This window comes from Rhizobium sp. L9 (assembly GCF_002531885.1).
Taxonomy (GTDB): domain Bacteria; phylum Pseudomonadota; class Alphaproteobacteria; order Rhizobiales; family Rhizobiaceae; genus Rhizobium.
This window is the reverse complement of the sequence record NZ_NWSZ01000002.1, coordinates 1-17,692: the sequence shown is the minus strand read 5'-3', so window position 1 is coordinate 17,692 and position 17,692 is coordinate 1. Positions and strand designations below refer to the sequence as shown.

The following is a 17,692-nucleotide window of genomic DNA, read 5'->3' as shown; positions in this document are numbered from 1 at the left end:
ATGCCGGCGAAGGCGGTCTCCCCGGCAAATCCCGTCGTACTGATCGGCGCCGGAAACATGGGCGGAGCCATGCTCTCCGGCTGGCTGAAGAGCGGCGTTCCGGGCTCCGCCGTCATTGTTGTGGATCCAGGCCCTTCATCGGCGATGCTGGCGACGATCAAGGAAGCCGGCGCGACGCATCTGACCGCGATCCCTACGGAATTGAAGGCGAGCGTTTTGTTTCTCGCAGTTAAGCCGCAGGTGATGGAGACGGTGTTGCCTGATGTGAAGAGCGCCGTCGGGCCGGCGACGGTCGTCGTCTCGGTGGCAGCCGGCAAGACGCTCGGTTTTCTCGAAAAACATCTCGGCAAAGCCGCCATGGTGCGAGCCATGCCGAACACGCCGGCTATGGTCGGCCGCGGTGTGACCGGGGCCTTTGCCAATTCAGGAGTCAGCGATCCGCAACGCAAACGCGTCCATGCCCTTCTCAGCGTCTCCGGCCCGGTCGAATGGGTGCCTGCGGAGGCCGATATCGATGCCGTGACGGCGCTTTCCGGCAGCGGCCCGGCTTATGTATTCTATCTCGTCGAATGTATGGCGGAGGCAGGCCGAAAGCTCGGCCTGCAGGCGGACCTCGCCATGCGTCTTGCGCGGGAAACGGTCGCGGGGGCTGGTGAACTCTTGCACCAGTCCCCCGACGATGCTTCGCGGCTGCGGCAGAATGTGACGTCTCCCGGCGGCACGACGGCGGCGGCGCTCGCCGTTCTGATGGCGGAGAACGGCATGCAGCCCCTGTTCGATAAGGCGCTTGCGGCAGCGCGCAAGCGGGCCGAGGAACTGGCCGGCTGACGGAGATGCACATGGCGGAAGAGATCAGCTACGCCGATTTCGAGCGTGTCGACATCCGTGTCGGTACGATCATCGAAGCCAGCTCTTTTCCGGAGGCGCGCAAGCCGGCTTTCAAGCTGCTCATCGATTTTGGCCCTCAGATCGGTATCAAGAAATCCTCGGCGCAGATCACCGTGCATTATACGCCGGAAACCCTGATCGGCCGGCAGGTGTTCGGCGTCGTCAATTTCCCGCCCCGGCAGATCGGTCCGTTCCGTTCGGAAGTGCTGACGCTGGGATTCGAGGACGAGAATGGCGCGATCGTGCTTGCGGCGGTCGACCAGCCGGTGCCGAACGGCAGGAAGATGATGTGAGCATGGGCTCACACCATTTTGCCGGGTGCCTGATGTGTCTGCATCGGATGCTCAACGAGGCCTGATTTCCTGCAGATACGGATTGCTTCGCCGTTCGTCACCGATGCGGCTGCCGGGCCCATGGCCGCAGATAAAGCCGACGTCGTCGCCAAGCGGCAGGACCTTGTCGCGGATCGAATCCAACAGCTGCTGATGATTGCCGCCAGGCAGGTCGGTGCGGCCGATCGAGCCGTTGAAGAGCACGTCGCCGAGATGGGCGAAATTCTGTGCGCGGTTGAAATAGATCACGTGGCCGGGGGCATGGCCGGGCGTGTGATAGACCTCGAATTCGTGGGCGCCGAAGGAGACCTTGTCGCCGTTCTTCAGCCAGCGGTCCGGCAGAACATTGCGCAATCCTGATATGCCGTACGTCGCGGCCTGGGTCTCGATGCGCTGCAGCAGCGGCAGGTCATCCTGATGCGGGCCGACTATGTCGACGCCGAGGGCTTCCTTCAACTCCCCGGCGCCGCCGGCATGGTCGAGATGACCGTGCGTCAGCCAGATTTCCTTGATGGTCAGGCCGCTTTTCTCAATCGCCTGAAGGATAAGCGGCACGTCGCCGCCCGGATCGACGACGACGCCTTCCTGGGTATCGGGATCGAAGAAGACCGTGCAGTTCTGCTGAAAGGGTGTCACCGGAATGATGCCGGCCTGGAGCATGCCCATAAGTGCCTCGCTTGGGTGTCTCGGGTGCTCAGGGTATAGTCCGAAACGGCGGCGAGGACAGCCCAAATCTTCTGCTTTGACGCGTGTTTCACGGCAGCAAGACCGACTGCAACACAAGTTTATAGGTCTCTTCCGCCGTTCGGCGCGTCGACGAAATCAAGTTTTATTCTAATTTTTCAATTGCTTGTGAGGGCGTATCTGGAGGGGCCGTTTTGCCCCGGCGGGGCGCGTCGGAACATCGTGGAACGCCGCGCGTTGTCCGGCCATCGAAACCAAGGAGACGCTCACATGACCTTGAAGAGAAACATCCTGTTGGCTGGAGCCGTGCTCCTGGCGAGCGGCGGTCTGGCGCAGGCGGAGATGGTGGCGACCACGGTCAACGATCTCAATGTCCGCGCAGGTCCAGGCCCGCAATATCCGGCGGTCGGCCTTGCCACCCGCGGTTCGACCGCGGTGCTCGACGGCTGCATCGAAGGTAGCCGCTGGTGCCGTGTCGACGTCAACGGCATGCGCGGCTGGGTCTATGCGGATTATCTGCAGATGGACTACGGCGGCAACCAGGTTATCGTCGAGCAGCATCGCGCCGAGATCGGCGTTCCCGTGGTGACCTACGAATCGACTGCCAGCGTTGTCCCGGCCGACCCGCAACCGGCGCCGGGCGATGAATTGATCGGGCCGGTTGGAGCTGTCGAAACGATCACTCCGCCGGAGACGGTGCGGACCTATATCGAGACCAATCCGACCGAGACGGTGCGGCTTGGCGGCGATGTGGTCGTCGGCGCGGAAGTGCCTGCCGACGTGACTTTCCAGACCATTCCGGATTACGAATATCGCTACACAAGGATCAACGACCGGCCCGTCCTCGTCGATCCAGGTACGCGCCGGATTGTCTACGTCTATCAATAAGATCATCGGCAACTGTGAAAGGAGGCGGTCGGCAGGCCGCCTCGTTCGCGCAATCCTCCTCCCGCCTTTGAAGCCATTCCAAATCTCCGCCGGGGCTTCACTCGCCATGCCTGTTGATTGTTGTCCCCATTACGTTTTATCCAAGACGTCGGGGGAATTGCTTATTGCGTCGGAAGTTCCGGGCGGACCTTGGTTACCAAAGAAATATCAGGGAAATTGCGAAATAAGCTCGGGCTCCCACGAAGTTCGGTGAAGCTGGTAGCCGCGTAAATTTACGTCAATAATACTGACCTATGTATGCGGAAGTTTCCCGCAACGCGCGCAACGAGAAAGGAAATGTGGAGTGTCACGACAGACCGGTCCCAAAGCAGGCAAGCCGGAGCCGTTGGCCACGCCAATGGAGGATACAGGCGGTATCGATTTCGAGATGATCGAACTATTCTTCTTCGCCTATCGCGACTTCGTTTCTGATCCTGACGCCATCCTAGAAAAGAGCGGCTTCGGACGGGCGCATCACCGCGTCGTGCATTTCGTCAACCGCAATCCCGGCATGACGGTTGCTGATCTTCTCGACACACTGAAGATCACCAAGCAGAGTCTTGCAAGGGTGCTGAAACAGCTGATCGATTCGGGCTATATTCGCCAGGTGGCCGGTCCTGAGGATCGGCGGCAGCGCAAGCTTTATCCGACGAAATCGGGGCGCGAGCTGGCGCTTGCCCTTGCAGAGCCGCAATCGCGCCGCATTGAGCGGGCATTCGAAGGAGCCTCTGCGCAGGTGAGGGAGGGCGTGAAGGCCTTCCTTGGAGGCATGCGGGATAGAAAGAAGGCGGAGTGAATGGCGGTCAAGACAGGTATTTCCGACGATGCGGCGCATCTGCTGGTGGTCGACGATGACTCCCGTATCCGCGCGCTGCTCAATCGCTATCTCGCGGAGAACGGCTTTCGCGTCACTGTCGCGGCCGACGGCGCCGAGGCGCAGCGCAAACTTGCCGGTCTCGATTTCGATCTCATCATCATGGATGTGATGATGCCGGGCGAATCCGGCATCGACGTCACCCGCGGGCTTCGCGCCATCAAGAACGTGCCGATTATCATGCTGACGGCGCTGGCGGAATCGGGCAATCGCATCGAAGGCCTTGAGGCCGGCGCCGACGATTATCTCTCCAAACCCTTCGATCCGCGCGAGCTGGTCCTGCGCATCAACAATATCCTGCGCCGCAACGCCAACGGTGAGGGGCTGAAGATCGAACAGGTCATGTTTGGGCCCTACACTTTCTCCCTGACCCGCAAGGAGCTGAAGAAAGCCAGCGAGGTGATCCGGCTTACCGATCGCGAACAGGAAATCATGCTGCTCTTTGCGCGCCGCGCCGGTGACACCATCCCCCGTCACGAACTGATCGGCAATGACACAGAGGTCGGCGAGCGGACGATCGACGTGCAGATCAACCGGCTCAGGCGCAAGATCGAGGAGGATCCGGCCAATCCCGTCTGGCTGCAGACGGTGCGCGGCATCGGATACAGGCTGAGCATCGACTAGATTTGAGAAGTGGAGCATGATGCGGAGGACGGTTCACACTTTCCCGTATCGCGCTCTGAACGGCCGGGACCGACGATGGTGACAATGGACAGTTTGCGGCGGGAAGACCGCGCTCCGGCGGCGGGCTGGCGCTGGATCGTCCGCTGGCTGCGGCGCCGATTGCCCACCGGGCTCTACGCGCGCTCGCTGCTGATCATCATCATCCCGATGGTGCTGCTGCAATCCGTCGTCGCCGCCGTCTTCATGGAGCGTCACTGGCAAATGGTGACCGAGCGCCTGTCGCTCGCCGTCACCCGCGACATCGCCGCCATCATCGAGATCGTCGAGACCTATCCGCAGAATTCCGACTATAGCGAGATCATCCGCATCGCGCGCGATCAGCTTAACCTGCAGATTTCGATTGAGCCGGACGGCGATCTGCCGCCGCCGCGCGTCAAGCCCTTCTTCTCGATCCTTGACGGCATCCTCAGCGATGAGATCACCGACGAGATTCACCGGCCTTTCTGGATCGACACGGTTGGCAACTCGAACCTCGTCGAAATCCGGATCAAGCTCGAGAACAAGATCCTGCGGGTGCTGGCCAAACGCAGTCAGACCTATGCCTCCAACACCCACATCTTCATCGTCTGGATGGTCGGCACGTCGCTGGTGCTGATCGGCATTTCGATTCTCTTCCTGCGCGGGCAGATCCGGCCGATCCTGATGCTGGCGCGGGCTGCCGAAAGCTTCGGCAAAGGGCAGAAGCCCGACAATTTCTATCCGCGAGGCGCCGACGAGGTCAGGCGCGCCGGCCTTGCCTTCATTCTGATGCGTGAACGCATCGAGCGGCAGATCGAGCAGCGTACGGCGATGCTTTCCGGCGTCAGCCATGATCTGCGCACCATTCTCACCCGCTTCAAGCTGCAACTGGCGCTCGCCGGCGACAATCCCGACCTGCATGGCCTGAACGACGACGTCAATGATATGCAGACGATGCTGGAGGCCTACATGGCCTTCGCCCGCGGCGAGGTCGAAGAGGATGTCGGCGAGCTGAAGCTCAGCGAGATCTTCGCCAAGCTGGAATCCGATTTCGTCCTGCATCGTAAGCAGTTCAGCTATACGATCGAAGGCGACGACGACATTTCCGTCAGGCCGAATGCGTTCACGCGTCTCGTCACCAACCTTGCCTCGAACGCGCGCCGTTATGCCAATAGGCTCGACATCGAGGCCAAACACAATGCCAAGTGGCTGACTGTTATCTTCGACGATGACGGGCCGGGCATTCCGGAAAAGAATCGCGAGGACGTGTTCAAGCCGTTCTTCCGGCTGGACGCAGCGCGCAACCTGGATGCATCCGGCACCGGCCTCGGTCTTGCGATTGCCCGCGATATTGCTCGCAGCCATGGCGGCAACGTCACGCTGGGCGACAGCCCGCTCGGGGGCTTGCGGGCAACGATCCGTATTCCGGCCTAATTGTCCGTTGCCGTCAGCTTCACGGCCTTGCGCGAATCGAACTCATCCAGGCGCTCCACGATCCAACGCCAGAGAGTGACGACCTGCATGAGGAGGTCGCGGCCAAGCGGCGTCAATTCATATTCAACGCGCGGTGGAATCTCGGGATAGAGGGTGCGAATAATGAGGCCGTCGCTTTCGAGGGTGCGCAGCGTCTGCGTCAGCACTTTCTGGCTGATGCCCTCGATCCGCTCCATGAGGCGCGAGAAGCGTAAGGGTGCGCCGGCATCCGATAGTGCGTGCAGGATGCGCAGTGGCCATTTCGCCGCCGCCCGTTCTATCAAGGCGCGCGCCCGTGCATCCTGCTCGTCAGTCATGTTGCAGCAGAAATCGAATATGTCGCCGGCCACTTCAGTTACCTCGAGGTGTGTATAGATCATTCTGGTACCTTCTTTCGATCGGGAACAATAGGACCTACATGCTCGGGGAACCAATCAAGGAGAGGTTTCCGATGTCGAAGGTGTGGTTGATTACAGGCTGTTCGCGTGGTCTCGGCCGGGCGCTGGCGGAGGCGGTTCTGGCCGCCGGCGACAATCTGGTGGCGACGGCGCGCGATCCTGCCCGGCTTGCGGATCTTTCCGAACAATATGGCAATCAGGTGCTGACGCTGGCGCTCGACGTGACCGACGAGGAAGCGGCAGCCGCCGCGGTGGAAGCTGGCGTGAAGCGGTTCGGCCGTATCGACGTGCTTGTCAACAATGCCGGCTACGGCAATGTCAGTCCGATCGAGGATACCAGCCTCGCCGATTTCCGAGCCCAGGTCGAGACCAACCTCTTCGGTACTGTTATCATGACCAAGGCGGTGATCGCCCTGATGCGCGAACAGGGTGCGGGCCATATCATCCAGTTCTCATCCGTCGGCGGCCGTATCGGACCGGCCGGACGTGGCGCCTATTCGGCAGCCAAATTTGCAGTCGAGGGCTTTTCGGAGGTGTTGTCTAAGGAAGTCGCGCCATTCGGCATCAAGGTGACAGTGGTCGAACCCGGCGGTTTCAGAACTGATTTCGCCGGTGCCTCGACGGTGCTGGCCGAGGGGCGCGCGGACTATGCGGAAACGGTCGGCGCCACGGTGCGCTTCCAACGTGAATATGACGGCCGTCAACCTGGCGATCCTGCCAAAGCGGCCGCCGTCGTCATTCACATTGCCGGTCTCGACCAACCGCCGCTCCGGTTGCTGCTCGGCAGCGATGCTGTGCGCAATGTCGAGAAGGCGGATGCGGCACGCATCGAGGCCGATCGGGCATGGCGCGCGGTCAGCGTCTCGACCGATTTCGAGCCGGATGCCGAGTTGCGGGCGATGCCCTGGGAGAAGAAGGCGGGCTGAACGAGGCAAAAACAAAAGCGCCGCTGGAGAGCGGCGCTTCGCGATGACGTGTTGGCAGATCAGCCGGCGGTGCAGAAGTGACTGCGGCCATCATTGCCGATATAGGTGCCGCTGCGGGGATCGAAGGAGCGGTAGCGGTAGGAGCAATAACGCTCCCATTGCGGTGACCAGGGCTCCACCGACGCGCGCGCAGGCGCATAATATCTAGGCTGTTCAACATATTGCGGCTGCTCGACATAGACGCGGCGCGGAGCGCGATAGACCGGAGCCGGCTCGTAATATTCTGGCTCGTACGGCGGGTCGATGTAGCGGGGTTCGTCATAAACAGGGCCATTATTGGCGTTGGCGATAGCCGAGCCGACAATCAAACCGGTGGCGAGACCGACAGCGCCACCGACGAGGGCATCGTTGTTGTGATGATGGCGCCAGTGGTGGTCACCGGCCGAGGCCTCGCCGATGACGGAGAGAGAAAGCGCGGCAGCCGTTGCCGTCAGCAGAAGAGTTTTGGCGAGCCTGTTCATAAGCATCAAGTCCTAATCTCGGAAACCGAACGCCGGTTCCTTCTCGATGGTGTCAGTCCTAAAGATTCCTGGCTGAACGAAGGCTGAACGACAAAACCCGGCATTGCTGCCGGGCTTCAACTCGAATTCGACAGCCTTGTTAAGGGCTCAGCCGGCAATCTGCAGATTGACGGCCTTGGGGCCCTTGCCGCGGCGATCCGGCTCCGTGTCGAAGCTTACCTTCTGGTTTTCCGTCAAACCGGCCAGCCCGGAGGCCTGTACGGCAGAAATGTGAACGAAGATATCGGCGCCGCCCCGGTCCGGCTTGATGAAGCCGAAGCCTTTGTCGGTATTAAAGAATTTTACAGTGCCAGTCTCGGCCATGCGTCAGGTCCTTTTCTCTCTGCCCGCCATCCACACGGGCAGCATCATAGCATTGCCTCCTTGCGGGAGGCGTTGGCAGGCAAGTCTTGAAATTTGAGAAAAAGGTCCCCTCTACCTCGGCCTGCTCCAAGCAGGACTTTCGCCTGCTTTGTTTGGAACCGGCTGACCGGAATATTAGCGTTCCCGGCGCGCAAATACTTAAGGACTTCCCATGCTCGCAAAATGCCCGAACGCGCTGAGAGTGCTGCGTTTAAGGGATTTTGGCAAGCAAAAGTTTTTTAACGTGTCCTTCCGGGCACACTGCTGCCCGCGTCTGGTTTGCGCAAAAACGCAAAATTTCCGTCGTTAATGGGAGATGATTAACGATTTATATCGCCCGCAATGTAAGTTTCGGGCAGATTTTGCCAAAAATACAACGTAAACGGGCTAGCGAGTTCCCTAAAAATTTTTTTGAACACGGCGTCCACCCATATTTGGACGCATGTTCAGGCGGCTGACAGGCGGCGGCGAGCAAAGCCGGGCACGATCTCGACTACAAGCATAGCGATAAACATTAGCGCACAACCTGTATATCCGGTGGCCGGCATCGACTCACCGAGAATCAGGGCTGCGAGCGATGCGCCGAAGAGCGCTTCGGACGAAAGGAAGATCGCCGCCTGCGACGGAGTCGTGTAGCGCTGGGCAATCACCTGCAGCACGAAGGCCAAGCCGGACGAGAAGATGCCGACATAAAGGATCTCAGGTCCTGCGGCCCAAATCGCCGAAAGGCTGATCGGTTCGACCGCTGCGGCAACGGCTAACGCGCAGGCCGTGGTGACGGCAAATTGCGTGGCGGCCAGCGCGAGCGGCCTTCCGCTCTCGGAGACGGTCATGCCGGCAAGGGTGATCTGGATCGCCCAGAAGGCGGCGCAGGCCACGGTCAGGAGATCGCCTGAGGTGAGCGCCGAGAGATGACCGCCGGACAGGAGATAGATGCCGGCGAACGCCATCAGCGCGCCCGGCCAGATGATCCAATGCGGGGCACGGCGCAGGAAAAACACGGCAATGAGCGGCACGAAGACGACATAGAGGCCAGTGATGAAGCTGGAATTCGTCACCGTCGTCGTCTGCAGGCCGACCTGCTGGGTGGCGGCGCCGCTGAAAAGGGCAAGGCCGGTGAGGATATAGAGCTTGGCATGGCGCGCGCTGGTTTTCACCTTTGCCTTGCGCACTTCCAGAAGAACGAAAGGCAAGACGGCCAATGTGGCGACGGCAAAACGTAAGGCGATGAACCAGAAGGGGCCGATCGCCCTCATCGCCGTCGACTGCGCGACGAAGCCGCCGCCCCAGATGGCGGCTGCAAGCAACAGGAGGAGGTTCGCCTGAATGCGCGTCATGTCGTCCTCGATGAGGAAGGGAGATCTGTTCGAGCGGTTAGCAGTTGCCTTTCCTCTAGGCAAGGGCGAAGACTTGGCGCTGATGGCGGAGGTGGAGGCATGCAACGCGAAAAACAGACGCCGGCGAGCGGTATGGCGGTATCCGGAATGGCAGGCTATTCCGGCACGCCGCTGGCCATGAAGCTCGGGCTTGCGCATGGGCAGGCTGCCGCTCTTCTCGGTGTTCCCGAAACGATCGACGACATCAATGGTTTCAGCGGTTTTGCTTCAGTCATCCGCCTGCTTCCCGAGACTCTTTTGCGGGCGCTCGATTATGTCCATCTATTTGTGACTGAGCGCATAGTGTTGGAAGCGGCGGCGCCGACGCTGTTCCGGGTCCTGAAGCCCGACGGCATGATCTGGATCTCCTGGCCGAAGAAGAGCTCACGCGTGCCGACCGATATCACCGAGGATGTGCTGCGGGAGATCCTGCTGCCAACGGGCCTGGTCGATGTGAAGGTCTGCGCAGTCGACGAGATCTGGGCCGGGCTGAAATTCGTCATTCGCAAGGAATTGCGCGGCGCGCTGTGACCGCTCAACCGTTGTTGGCCTGAGCGCGCGAGACCCTGAGCAGCGCGCCGTCGTCCTCGTCCGTCAGCATCAGCAGCGCGCCGTCGGGCGCTACAATGACCTCGCGGATGCGGCCGTAGTCGCCCTCGAACAAGCGCTCCTCGGCGATGAAGGCGCCGCTCTCGTCGCGCTGCATGCGCGAGAGCAGCTGGAATTTCAGCGCCGCGACGAGGAAGTCGCCGTCCCATTCCGGGAACATGGCGCCGCGATAGACAGCGAGCGCGCCGGGCGCGATCGAAGGATCCCAATAGTGCAGCGGCTGCTCCAGCCCTTTTTTGGCGGTGCCTTCGCCGATCTCGGCGCCTGAATAGTCACGGCCGTAGGTGATGATCGGCCAACCATAATTCTTGCCCGCTTCGATCTGATTGATCTCGTCGCCGCCGCGTGCGCCATGTTCGACGGTGTAGAGCTTGCCGTCCTTCGCATCGAAGGTGATGCCTTGCGGGTTGCGGTGGCCCTTCGACCAGATCTCCGGCAGCCCCTTGCCGCCGTCCTTGAACGGATTGTCGGCGGGGATGCTGCCGTCGGCATTGATGTGGACGATCGAGCCGGCATCGTCCTGCCAATCCTGCGAGCGGTCGCGGTCGCCGCGGTCGCCGACGCTGATGAACAGCGTGCCATCGCGGGCGATTGCGATGCGCGCGCCATATTGGATGTTGCCTGACGTGAAGCGCCGCATGGTGAAGATGGGCGTGACCGCCTGAAGCCTCTTTTCGTCGGGAGACAGCGTTGCGCTGAAGGCCTCGGCGCCGGAGCCCTGCCTGTTGGCGATGGCGGCGGTGAAATAGAGTTTTCTGCTCTTGGCAAAATCCGGGGCAAGCGCCACGTCCATAAGACCGCCCTGGCCGCGGGCATTGACCTTGGGCACGTTGGCGATCGGCTCGGAAAGCTTGCCATTGCGGATGATACGTATGCGGCCCGGCCGCTCGGTGACGAGATAGGCGCCGTCGGGCAACACTTCGACCGCCCAGGGGTGTTCGAGACCACCGGCCAGTTTTTCGACGCGAACCGTAGGACCCTGCGTGTTGACGCTATCGGCCGCATTGGCCGATGTGGCGACGAACAGAATCAGCGTCGCGGCGAAATGGAAGGCGGATATTCTCGTCATTTGCTTCCCCCTCGTCTCTCCACCCGGAACGTGGAGTGGGCAGGGCAGAGCTTCAAGCCTCAGTCTGTCTGTAATAACGGCTTTGTGTTTGCCGGTTGAACGGAGCCGGTCGCGTTACCATCGACCAGTTCGGCTTCGAGGATGTAGCGCAGCGGCCCGCGTTCGGTCGCATCGAAGGGCCAGCAGGTGGCTAGTACGAGGCGTCGGCCATCGGAGGCGGGGTCGATGCCGCTCGCGTCCCAGGGGGCAATGCGGCCTTGGCCGGCCTTGAAGGTCAATAGCTTACCGTCGCGGCGGGTAACTTCGATCGTATCGCCCGGCCTTATATACTGCAGCCAGCGAAAATGGGTGTCGCGATGGGCGGCGATGACGGAGGTGCCCTCGTCGCCCGGCTGCGGTGTATTGGCGAGCCAGAGCGGGCCGAAGGCGAGCGCCTCGCCGGATGCGCCGGAAAGCACGATCGCGTCCTTGCCGAGGCGCGGCGCACGCACCCTGGCCATCGTGGTGAAATCGGCCCAGGGCCAGGGTTTCGTCTCCTTGCCGCTCAGTTCGGCGGCAAAAGCACGCTTCAGCAGGACCTGAGAGATTTCTGCCTTCGCCTTCAGCAGGAAACCGTCGCCGATCAGCGCCAGACCATATAAGGCAAGACCGGCGATGGCGAAGGCGATCGTCTTTTCGATCGGCGAAAGACGCCAGAGGAAGAACCCCTTTCTCCTCCGTGGCTTCGGCATGTCGTGCGCCGTGGCGGCGGCCATGGCGAGTTCCAGATAGATCGGAAGCGGCTCGAATTCGGCCGCTTCCTGATTGTTGCTAGAAACCATTGCGCTTGGCTCCGGCCATGATGAGACCCTTGAGGCGGCGGCGCCAGATGGCGAGCCCGCTCGCCGCCGCCAGCGCTAGCAGCAGCATGGTCAGCCCGCGCATGATCTGCTCGTCGGCGCGCGTCGCCGTCTGCGGCAGGTTCACGGTCGAACTCTTCTGTGCGATCAGCGTGGCGGCTTTCGCCGTTGGTGCAGCGGCCATCAGGTTGGCGATCTCGGGCGACGCGGCGAAAGCCTGTGTTGCGGCTGCGGCCTGTTGCGGTTCGGCGCTTCCATCAGGCGCAGCCGCGCCGTGGCGCTCTGCGCCGCCGGGTGGGACAGAATTTTCGCCGAAGACCTTCCCGAAGTCCCAGCCCTCGGGCAGGTGGAGCGGCAGCTTCGCCGAGCCGAGCGGCTCGTTCGGACGCGACGGCGTGACGTCCACGGCGACCAGGCTGGTGACGCGCGAGACGAGGTGGTGGGCAAGCGCCACCGTTTCGATGTCCTTGTCGAGCGCGGCGGGATCCTGGCGCTCATAGGCGCGGGCCTCGAAATCGTCGATCTTGCGTCGCGCCCAGAGCTTGGAAATGCCGTTGCCGTCTGCGGCATTGGCGATATCCATCTCGACGCGCCAGGGCTGGTTGCCTGTCTTGCCGACGATCTGCAGCTTTCCGGCAGCCTTGTCCTGCGGCAGTTCCGCTGTCAGAACCACAGGCTCGCCGCTATAGAGGTCGGGCATCGGGTTCGGCGTGATATCCTCGGCTTCGATGCCTTCGAAGGTCGCGGCGATATCGGTCATGGCGGGGTTCTGCAGCTTGGCGAAGAGTTCGCTCATGCGGCTTGCCACCTGATCGGTCGAGCCGATCTGGGTGAAGGTGCCGCGGCCGACCTCGGCGGCTTTGGTCATGAAATAAGTGTTCGGCGCCGAGCCGATGCCGACGGTGAAGACGCGGGCATCGCCGCGGCTCGCGGTGATTTCCTGGAAGAGCTGCTGTTCGTTGCCGATCGCGCCATCCGTCAGGAATACGACCTGGCGCAGCGCTCCGCTTGCGATCGGGCCTTGGTTGCGCAGCGCGCTCCTCGAGCGCCGGCAGCATTTCCGTGCCGCCATCGGCGTTCAGGCTCCTGATATAAGCGATGGCCTTTTCGCGGTTATCGGGGGTGGCGGCGACGAGGCCGTTGAAATAGTCGGTCATCGTATCGTCGAAACGGATGACGTTGAAGCGGTCCTCGGGGTTGAGCCTGGAGATGGCAAGCGCCAGGCTCTGTCTTGCCTGTTCGATCGACTGGCCGGACATCGAGCCGGAATTGTCGATGACGAAGACCACCTCGCGTTTTGACGGTACTGGAGCATCCGGCGCGGTGGGCGGAGTGATGAAGGCAAGCAGGTAGGTCTTGCCATCAATCGCTTCGCGGAACAGGCCGGCGCTTGGCGTCTTGCCCGGAGCGGCTTTCCAGGTGAGCTCGAAATCCTTGTCGGCAGGAACCGCGTCTCCTTTCAGGCTGATCGTTCTCGCCTGGTCGCCGTCCTGCCGGATATCGACGTGGTGGAAAGAGGATTTGACCTCACCGAGCGGGAAGCCGGCCTTAAGGTTGATTGTCAGCGAAACGGGGTTGATCCTGGCATTCTCCCGCGGGTCGAGCACCGGGGCTTCGATCTTCTCGCGATTTTCCACCGGGTCGGATGGTGTTGCGAAGCCGGCACCGTTGTTGAACTCGACGGTCTGGACGATCGGCGCCGGATTATAGCGCGGCGCAACGACCATCGGGAAGCGCAGCGAGAATTCACCGCCGGACTGATGGACCGTCTGCTGATATTCGATCTGTACGACGATCTCTTCGCCGGGGCCGATATTGGCGACCTGGTTGGTGAAGATGTTCGGCCGCTGCTGTTCGAGCAGCGCCGTCTTCTTGCCCTCGGCCTTGGCCTGCTCATAGATCTCGCGGGCTTCCTGGCGTGGCTTGATCTGGCCTTCGATGAAGCGTTCGCCGATCTGCATCTTCAGCGCGTCAACGGCCGAATTGTCGGGCAGCGGGAAGACGTAGGTGCCCTCGACCCAGCCCTGGCTCGGGTTCTGGAAGCGCTGGGTCACCTTCACCCTGGCGATCGGGCCGGAGATATCGATTGCGACGTCGGTCCTCAGCCGCGGCGCTTCGACATAAAAGCCTGGCTCCTTCGAAGGAAAGAGCAGCGAACCGCTATTGACGTCGTTCGGCCGCACAAAGGCCGCGAGCTGACCGGATGCCTGCCGCGTCTCGGCGCGGGCGGCGGAGGCAAGTCCCAGCATCGCGGCGATGCAGGCGACAAAGACGGTGATGGCGACAAGACATGAAATGGAGATCCGGCGCATGCGCATGCGCCCGATGGCGAACTCATCTTCCAGAAACATTGGCCTACCCTCAATAACCAATTTTGGATGAGGGAATGATGCAGCTTCGATCTCGGCGCCCTCGCGACCGAATTGCGGCGGCGGGCTGCATTTGTTACGGCTTATTCGTGGCGGCAGGATCGCCGTACCGAGGCTCAGGTAGTTGCGGCGAGCGATGTCCTGGCCTGTCGTCTGCTACTGATATTGCCGAGCTTCGGCCTGGTTCAATTCCCGGACGTCCGTCATTTCTAACCGTGCCCTCCCTGACGCCCGATACGCGCCGGCATCGGATCGGGAGGAAGATTAGGCTGAGCTAAATCCCGCCGCAAGCGCGTTTGGCTGCGGAGCGCTTCGACCGTGCGCCGCAAGCCGCGCCGAAATGGAGAGCGGGTCGGTTTGCCAGTGCGGCAAAACGATCAATAAGAATCATTGCCGCCATCACGCCTTTGCGCTTGAAATGCCGTCATACATTGGACATAGAGCTAACCGCAGAACTCCGGTCCCGGCTTTCTGCCCGTTTCAACCAATAGGACCGATATCATGGCCTTCCTTGCCGATGCTCTTTCCCGTGTGAAGCCTTCAGCCACCATCGCCGTCTCCCAGAAAGCGCGTGAGCTGAAAGCGAAAGGACGCGACGTCATTGGCCTCGGCGCAGGCGAGCCGGATTTCGATACGCCAGACAATATCAAGACAGCTGCCATCGACGCGATCAACCGTGGCGAGACGAAGTATACGCCGGTTTCCGGCATCCCTGAGCTGCGCAAGGCGATCGCCGCCAAGTTCAAGCGCGAGAACGGCCTTGAATATTCCTGGGAACAGACGATCGTCGGCACCGGCGGCAAGCAGATCCTGTTCAACGCCTTCATGGCGACGCTGAACCCGGGCGATGAAGTCGTCATCCCAGCGCCCTACTGGGTGTCCTATCCGGAGATGGTGGCGCTCTGCGGCGGCACGCCGGTGTTCGTTTCGGCTACCCAGGAGCATAACTTCAAACTCCAGCCTGCCGATCTCGAAAAGGCGATCACGCCGAAGACGAAGTGGTTCATTTTCAACTCGCCGTCCAACCCGACGGGCGCGGCCTATACGCATGCCGAGCTGAAGGCGCTGACCGATGTGCTGATGAAGCATCCGCATGTCTGGGTGCTGACCGACGACATGTACGAGCACCTGACCTATGGCGACTTCAAATTCGTCACGCCCGTGGAGGTCGAGCCCAGCCTGTATGACCGCACGCTGACAATGAACGGCGTCTCCAAGGCCTATGCGATGACCGGCTGGCGTATCGGCTATGCCGCAGGCCCGCTCCAGCTCATCAAGGCCATGGACATGATCCAGGGTCAGCAGACCTCGGGTGCCACGTCGATCGCCCAGTGGGCGGCTGTCGAAGCGCTGAACGGCACCCAGGACTTCATCCCGGCGAACAAGAAGATCTTCGAAGGTCGCCGCGACCTCGTCGTCTCCATGCTGAACCAAGCCAAGGGTATCGTCTGCCCAGTGCCGGAGGGCGCCTTCTACGTCTATCCGTCCTGCGCCGGCCTGATCGGCAAAACGGCACCGTCGGGCAAGGTCATCGAGACGGACGAGGATTTCGTGTCCGAGCTTCTGGAATCCGAAGGCGTTGCCGTCGTTCATGGCTCGGCCTTTGGCCTCGGCCCGAACTTCCGCATCTCCTATGCGACATCGGAAACGCTTCTCGAAGAAGCCTGCCGCCGCATTCAGCGCTTCTGCGCGGCCTGCAAGTAACACGGACGGCGATAACATCGATCGAAGGCCTGCCGGTGACGGCGGGCCTTTTTTTGCCTGCAGCATTGGCGGATATTGGAAACGAGTTTCGGGCTGATGCGTTGGCTGCGGTTATAGCTCACATCCCGATTCAACGCGTTGCCGCATCGATTCAGCCTTGCCTCGCAAGTCTTTGAATTTCGATTCAAAACGTGAGGGCGAGCGCCGGTCGCACGGGCTGTCTGCGGTTGCGGGCGGACGCCAAACCAACTAGATATCCGGCATCAAGTTCAATTTGCCGCTTCGGGGGGGCCGGATTTTGCAGCAGAGTGCCGTCATCGTCTGTTCTGACGTTAACATGCTCCCGGCCGCCTGCTGCACTCTGCTTTCCGTCAAGCGCAATCTTACGAATGCCGGTGTAGAGTTCCTCCTTCTCGGCATCGACCTCAAGCCGCACGAGGTCGCCGAGGTCGATAATTTTGGGCGGCTTCACGATATGGCGATCAGGGTGTTGCCCTATAAGACGCCAGATGCCGGCCTCCAGGCGCGAGGCCGCTGGTCCGCCGCCACGCTGGCGCGGCTCTATATGGATCGGGATATACCAGGCCATGTCGAGCGCCTGCTTTACCTCGATGCCGACGTGCTGGCGGTTGCGCCGGTCGATGAACTCTTCACCCTTGATTTTCAAGGCAAGGCGCTTGCCGCCGTTGACGACTATGTCATGGCCTTTCCCGAGAAATCAGGCGCGCGCCAGCGCAAGATCGGCATGGGCGAGGGCGGCCGCTACTTCAATGCCGGCGTATTGCTGTTCGACTGGTCGGCTTGCCGAGCGAGGGGGCTCTTCCCCAGAACCCGGGAAATCTTCGAGCAGCGGTCGCACCTGTTCGAGAACAATGACCAGGATGCGCTGAACGTCACTTTCGACGGCGACTGGCTGGTGCTCCATCCGCGCTGGAATACGCAGACGGGCCTGCTGCCTTTCGTTGATCGGCCGGCCATCTTTCATTTTACCGGCCGCAAGAAGCCGTGGCAGGCGAACGTTCCCTGGGTGCACCGGCGGATGGCCAATCGTTATGCCGAAGATCTTCGCAACACAGCCTGGACGTCCTTCTGCAGGCAACCGTCGACGACGGACCGAGTGGCGGGCTTCCTATCGCATGTGGGAAAGCAGATCGGCGGCCTGACGCGGCTTGCCCGGACGCGCGCCTATTTCAGCAACAGCTAGTCGGGCGGGCCGAGCGCATCGTCTTTGGAAAGTGCATGTGAGCCGATATGGAATCAATCCCCAGCGATAACAAGGCTACGACCGCTCCGGATGGCGGCTTCGATTTCCTGACGCCGGACGCTTGGAAGGCGCTGTTGTCGGGCTACTCCCATATCGTGCTGGTAGCAAATAGCGAGGCGGTCGATCTCGAACGGCTGCGGAGCGAATTGCCGGAGACGGCGCTCTACGTCTTCTTCAACAAGGTCTATAAGGTGCTCGACGCACCCTTCGTCGGCCATTCCATGCTGGTTGCCCGCAGCGACGTGATGGGCGCCCATATCGTCCACCGGCGCGAAACAGGGGATGTCTTGCGCTTCTTTGGCGGCGACGATTTCCTCGGCGTCGTCAATATCCGGGTCTCCGTCGAGGAAAATTTCAGCGAGGAGAGCCGCTTCGAAGGCGCTAAAGCCCGTCAC

17 protein-coding genes and 2 pseudogenes are annotated in these 17,692 nt (G+C 61.4%); 11 read left to right on the top strand and 8 right to left on the bottom strand.

From position 1 onward, the window contains the following. The gene (proC, locus tag CO660_RS00620; protein ID WP_097596938.1) at positions 1-828 is read left to right on the top strand and encodes a pyrroline-5-carboxylate reductase; all 828 of its coding nucleotides are present in this window, start codon (positions 1-3) and stop codon (positions 826-828) included. An 11-nt stretch (positions 829-839) separates the two neighbouring features. Next, positions 840-1,181, top strand: a complete 342-nt coding sequence (locus CO660_RS00615; RefSeq protein ID WP_097596937.1) for a tRNA-binding protein — start codon at positions 840-842, stop codon at positions 1,179-1,181. Positions 1,182-1,232: 51 nt separating this feature from the next. Here CO660_RS00615 and CO660_RS00610 read toward each other — a convergent pair whose 3' ends face one another. Next, the gene (locus CO660_RS00610; protein WP_097596936.1) at positions 1,233-1,886 is read right to left on the bottom strand and encodes an MBL fold metallo-hydrolase; all 654 of its coding nucleotides are present in this window, start codon (positions 1,884-1,886) and stop codon (positions 1,233-1,235) included. Positions 1,887-2,174: 288 nt separating this feature from the next. On the opposite strand from CO660_RS00610, the gene CO660_RS00605 reads away from it, so the two are divergent. The 4 genes from CO660_RS00605 to CO660_RS00590 all read left to right on the top strand — a co-directional run bounded on the left by CO660_RS00605 (position 2,175) and on the right by CO660_RS00590 (position 5,781). Then, a complete protein-coding gene (locus CO660_RS00605) occupies positions 2,175-2,792 on the top strand; it encodes a DUF1236 domain-containing protein (protein ID WP_011426253.1) in 618 nt (205 codons plus the stop codon). 343 nt (positions 2,793-3,135) lie between these two features. Then, on the top strand, positions 3,136-3,627 hold the full coding sequence (locus CO660_RS00600; protein WP_097596935.1) for a MarR family transcriptional regulator: 492 nt from the start codon (positions 3,136-3,138) through the stop codon (positions 3,625-3,627). Further along, positions 3,628-4,329, top strand: a complete 702-nt coding sequence (locus CO660_RS00595; RefSeq protein WP_011426251.1) for a response regulator transcription factor — start codon at positions 3,628-3,630, stop codon at positions 4,327-4,329. A gap of 75 nt (positions 4,330-4,404) precedes the next feature. After that, positions 4,405-5,781, top strand: coding sequence for an ATP-binding protein (locus CO660_RS00590; RefSeq protein ID WP_097596934.1), 1,377 nt, complete (start codon positions 4,405-4,407; stop codon positions 5,779-5,781). Here the strand turns inward: CO660_RS00590 and CO660_RS00585 are convergent. Then, the gene (locus CO660_RS00585) at positions 5,778-6,200 is read right to left on the bottom strand and encodes a helix-turn-helix domain-containing protein (protein ID WP_097596933.1); all 423 of its coding nucleotides are present in this window, start codon (positions 6,198-6,200) and stop codon (positions 5,778-5,780) included. The genes CO660_RS00590 and CO660_RS00585 overlap by 4 nt on opposite strands. Positions 6,201-6,271: 71 nt before the next feature. Here CO660_RS00585 and CO660_RS00580 point away from each other — a divergent pair, with 71 nt between their 5' ends. After that, the gene (locus tag CO660_RS00580) at positions 6,272-7,144 is read left to right on the top strand and encodes an oxidoreductase (RefSeq protein ID WP_097597122.1); all 873 of its coding nucleotides are present in this window, start codon (positions 6,272-6,274) and stop codon (positions 7,142-7,144) included. Between the two features lie 59 nt (positions 7,145-7,203). On the opposite strand, the gene CO660_RS00575 is transcribed toward CO660_RS00580, so the two are convergent. From CO660_RS00575 to CO660_RS00565, 3 genes are all read right to left on the bottom strand, one after another. Further along, a complete protein-coding gene (locus tag CO660_RS00575) occupies positions 7,204-7,665 on the bottom strand; it encodes a BA14K family protein (protein WP_085780142.1) in 462 nt (153 codons plus the stop codon). Between the two features lie 147 nt (positions 7,666-7,812). After that, the gene (locus CO660_RS00570; RefSeq protein WP_003561293.1) at positions 7,813-8,028 is read right to left on the bottom strand and encodes a cold-shock protein; all 216 of its coding nucleotides are present in this window, start codon (positions 8,026-8,028) and stop codon (positions 7,813-7,815) included. Between the two features lie 485 nt (positions 8,029-8,513). After that, on the bottom strand, positions 8,514-9,404 hold the full coding sequence (locus CO660_RS00565; protein ID WP_097596932.1) for a DMT family transporter: 891 nt from the start codon (positions 9,402-9,404) through the stop codon (positions 8,514-8,516). 99 nt (positions 9,405-9,503) lie between these two features. Between CO660_RS00565 and CO660_RS00560 the strand changes: the two genes are divergently transcribed. Further along, positions 9,504-9,974, top strand: a complete 471-nt coding sequence (locus CO660_RS00560) for a DUF3052 domain-containing protein (protein WP_097596931.1) — start codon at positions 9,504-9,506, stop codon at positions 9,972-9,974. 4 nt (positions 9,975-9,978) lie between these two features. Here the strand turns inward: CO660_RS00560 and CO660_RS00555 are convergent, their stop codons facing one another. The 3 genes and pseudogenes from CO660_RS00555 to CO660_RS00545 form a co-directional block, all read right to left on the bottom strand. Continuing rightward, a complete protein-coding gene (locus tag CO660_RS00555; RefSeq protein WP_097596930.1) occupies positions 9,979-11,121 on the bottom strand; it encodes a PQQ-dependent sugar dehydrogenase in 1,143 nt (380 codons plus the stop codon). 59 nt (positions 11,122-11,180) lie between these two features. Next, positions 11,181-11,942 (bottom strand): class GN sortase, encoded by a 762-nt coding sequence (locus CO660_RS00550; RefSeq protein ID WP_097596929.1) that lies wholly within the window; start codon positions 11,940-11,942, stop codon positions 11,181-11,183. Beyond that, a pseudogene (locus CO660_RS00545) lies at positions 11,932-14,311 on the bottom strand (marine proteobacterial sortase target protein). The gene CO660_RS00550 and the pseudogene CO660_RS00545 overlap by 11 nt, the downstream one beginning before the upstream one ends. 519 nt (positions 14,312-14,830) lie before the next feature. Between CO660_RS00545 and CO660_RS00540 the strand changes: the two are divergent. From CO660_RS00540 to CO660_RS00530, 3 genes and pseudogenes are all read left to right on the top strand, one after another. Continuing rightward, positions 14,831-16,033, top strand: coding sequence for a pyridoxal phosphate-dependent aminotransferase (locus tag CO660_RS00540; RefSeq protein WP_097596928.1), 1,203 nt, complete (start codon positions 14,831-14,833; stop codon positions 16,031-16,033). 298 nt (positions 16,034-16,331) lie between these two features. Then, on the top strand, positions 16,332-17,237 hold the full coding sequence (locus tag CO660_RS00535; RefSeq protein ID WP_097596927.1) for a glycosyltransferase family 8 protein: 906 nt from the start codon (positions 16,332-16,334) through the stop codon (positions 17,235-17,237). A gap of 47 nt (positions 17,238-17,284) precedes the next feature. Further along, a pseudogene (locus CO660_RS00530) lies at positions 17,285-17,692 on the top strand (3-deoxy-manno-octulosonate cytidylyltransferase); the annotation flags it as partial.

Excerpts from the sequence above, each read along its gene's own strand:
- CO660_RS00585 (WP_097596933.1), bottom strand. The coding sequence starts at position 6,200 with ATGATCTATACACACCTCGAGGTAACTGAAGTGGCCGGCGACATATTC.
- CO660_RS00550 (WP_097596929.1), bottom strand. The coding sequence starts at position 11,942 with ATGGTTTCTAGCAACAATCAGGAAGCGGCCGAATTCGAGCCGCTTCCG.
- CO660_RS00560 (WP_097596931.1), top strand. The coding sequence starts at position 9,504 with ATGCAACGCGAAAAACAGACGCCGGCGAGCGGTATGGCGGTATCCGGA.
- CO660_RS00580 (WP_097597122.1), top strand. The coding sequence starts at position 6,272 with ATGTCGAAGGTGTGGTTGATTACAGGCTGTTCGCGTGGTCTCGGCCGG.
- CO660_RS00540 (WP_097596928.1), top strand. The coding sequence starts at position 14,831 with ATGGCCTTCCTTGCCGATGCTCTTTCCCGTGTGAAGCCTTCAGCCACC.
- CO660_RS00570 (WP_003561293.1), bottom strand. The coding sequence starts at position 8,028 with ATGGCCGAGACTGGCACTGTAAAATTCTTTAATACCGACAAAGGCTTC.
- CO660_RS00590 (WP_097596934.1), top strand. The coding sequence starts at position 4,405 with ATGGTGACAATGGACAGTTTGCGGCGGGAAGACCGCGCTCCGGCGGCG.
- CO660_RS00610 (WP_097596936.1), bottom strand. The coding sequence starts at position 1,886 with ATGGGCATGCTCCAGGCCGGCATCATTCCGGTGACACCCTTTCAGCAG.
- CO660_RS00575 (WP_085780142.1), bottom strand. The coding sequence starts at position 7,665 with ATGAACAGGCTCGCCAAAACTCTTCTGCTGACGGCAACGGCTGCCGCG.
- proC (WP_097596938.1), top strand. The coding sequence starts at position 1 with ATGCCGGCGAAGGCGGTCTCCCCGGCAAATCCCGTCGTACTGATCGGC.
- CO660_RS00565 (WP_097596932.1), bottom strand. The coding sequence starts at position 9,404 with ATGACGCGCATTCAGGCGAACCTCCTCCTGTTGCTTGCAGCCGCCATC.
- CO660_RS00615 (WP_097596937.1), top strand. The coding sequence starts at position 840 with ATGGCGGAAGAGATCAGCTACGCCGATTTCGAGCGTGTCGACATCCGT.
- CO660_RS00595 (WP_011426251.1), top strand. The coding sequence starts at position 3,628 with ATGGCGGTCAAGACAGGTATTTCCGACGATGCGGCGCATCTGCTGGTG.
- CO660_RS00555 (WP_097596930.1), bottom strand. The coding sequence starts at position 11,121 with ATGACGAGAATATCCGCCTTCCATTTCGCCGCGACGCTGATTCTGTTC.
- CO660_RS00605 (WP_011426253.1), top strand. The coding sequence starts at position 2,175 with ATGACCTTGAAGAGAAACATCCTGTTGGCTGGAGCCGTGCTCCTGGCG.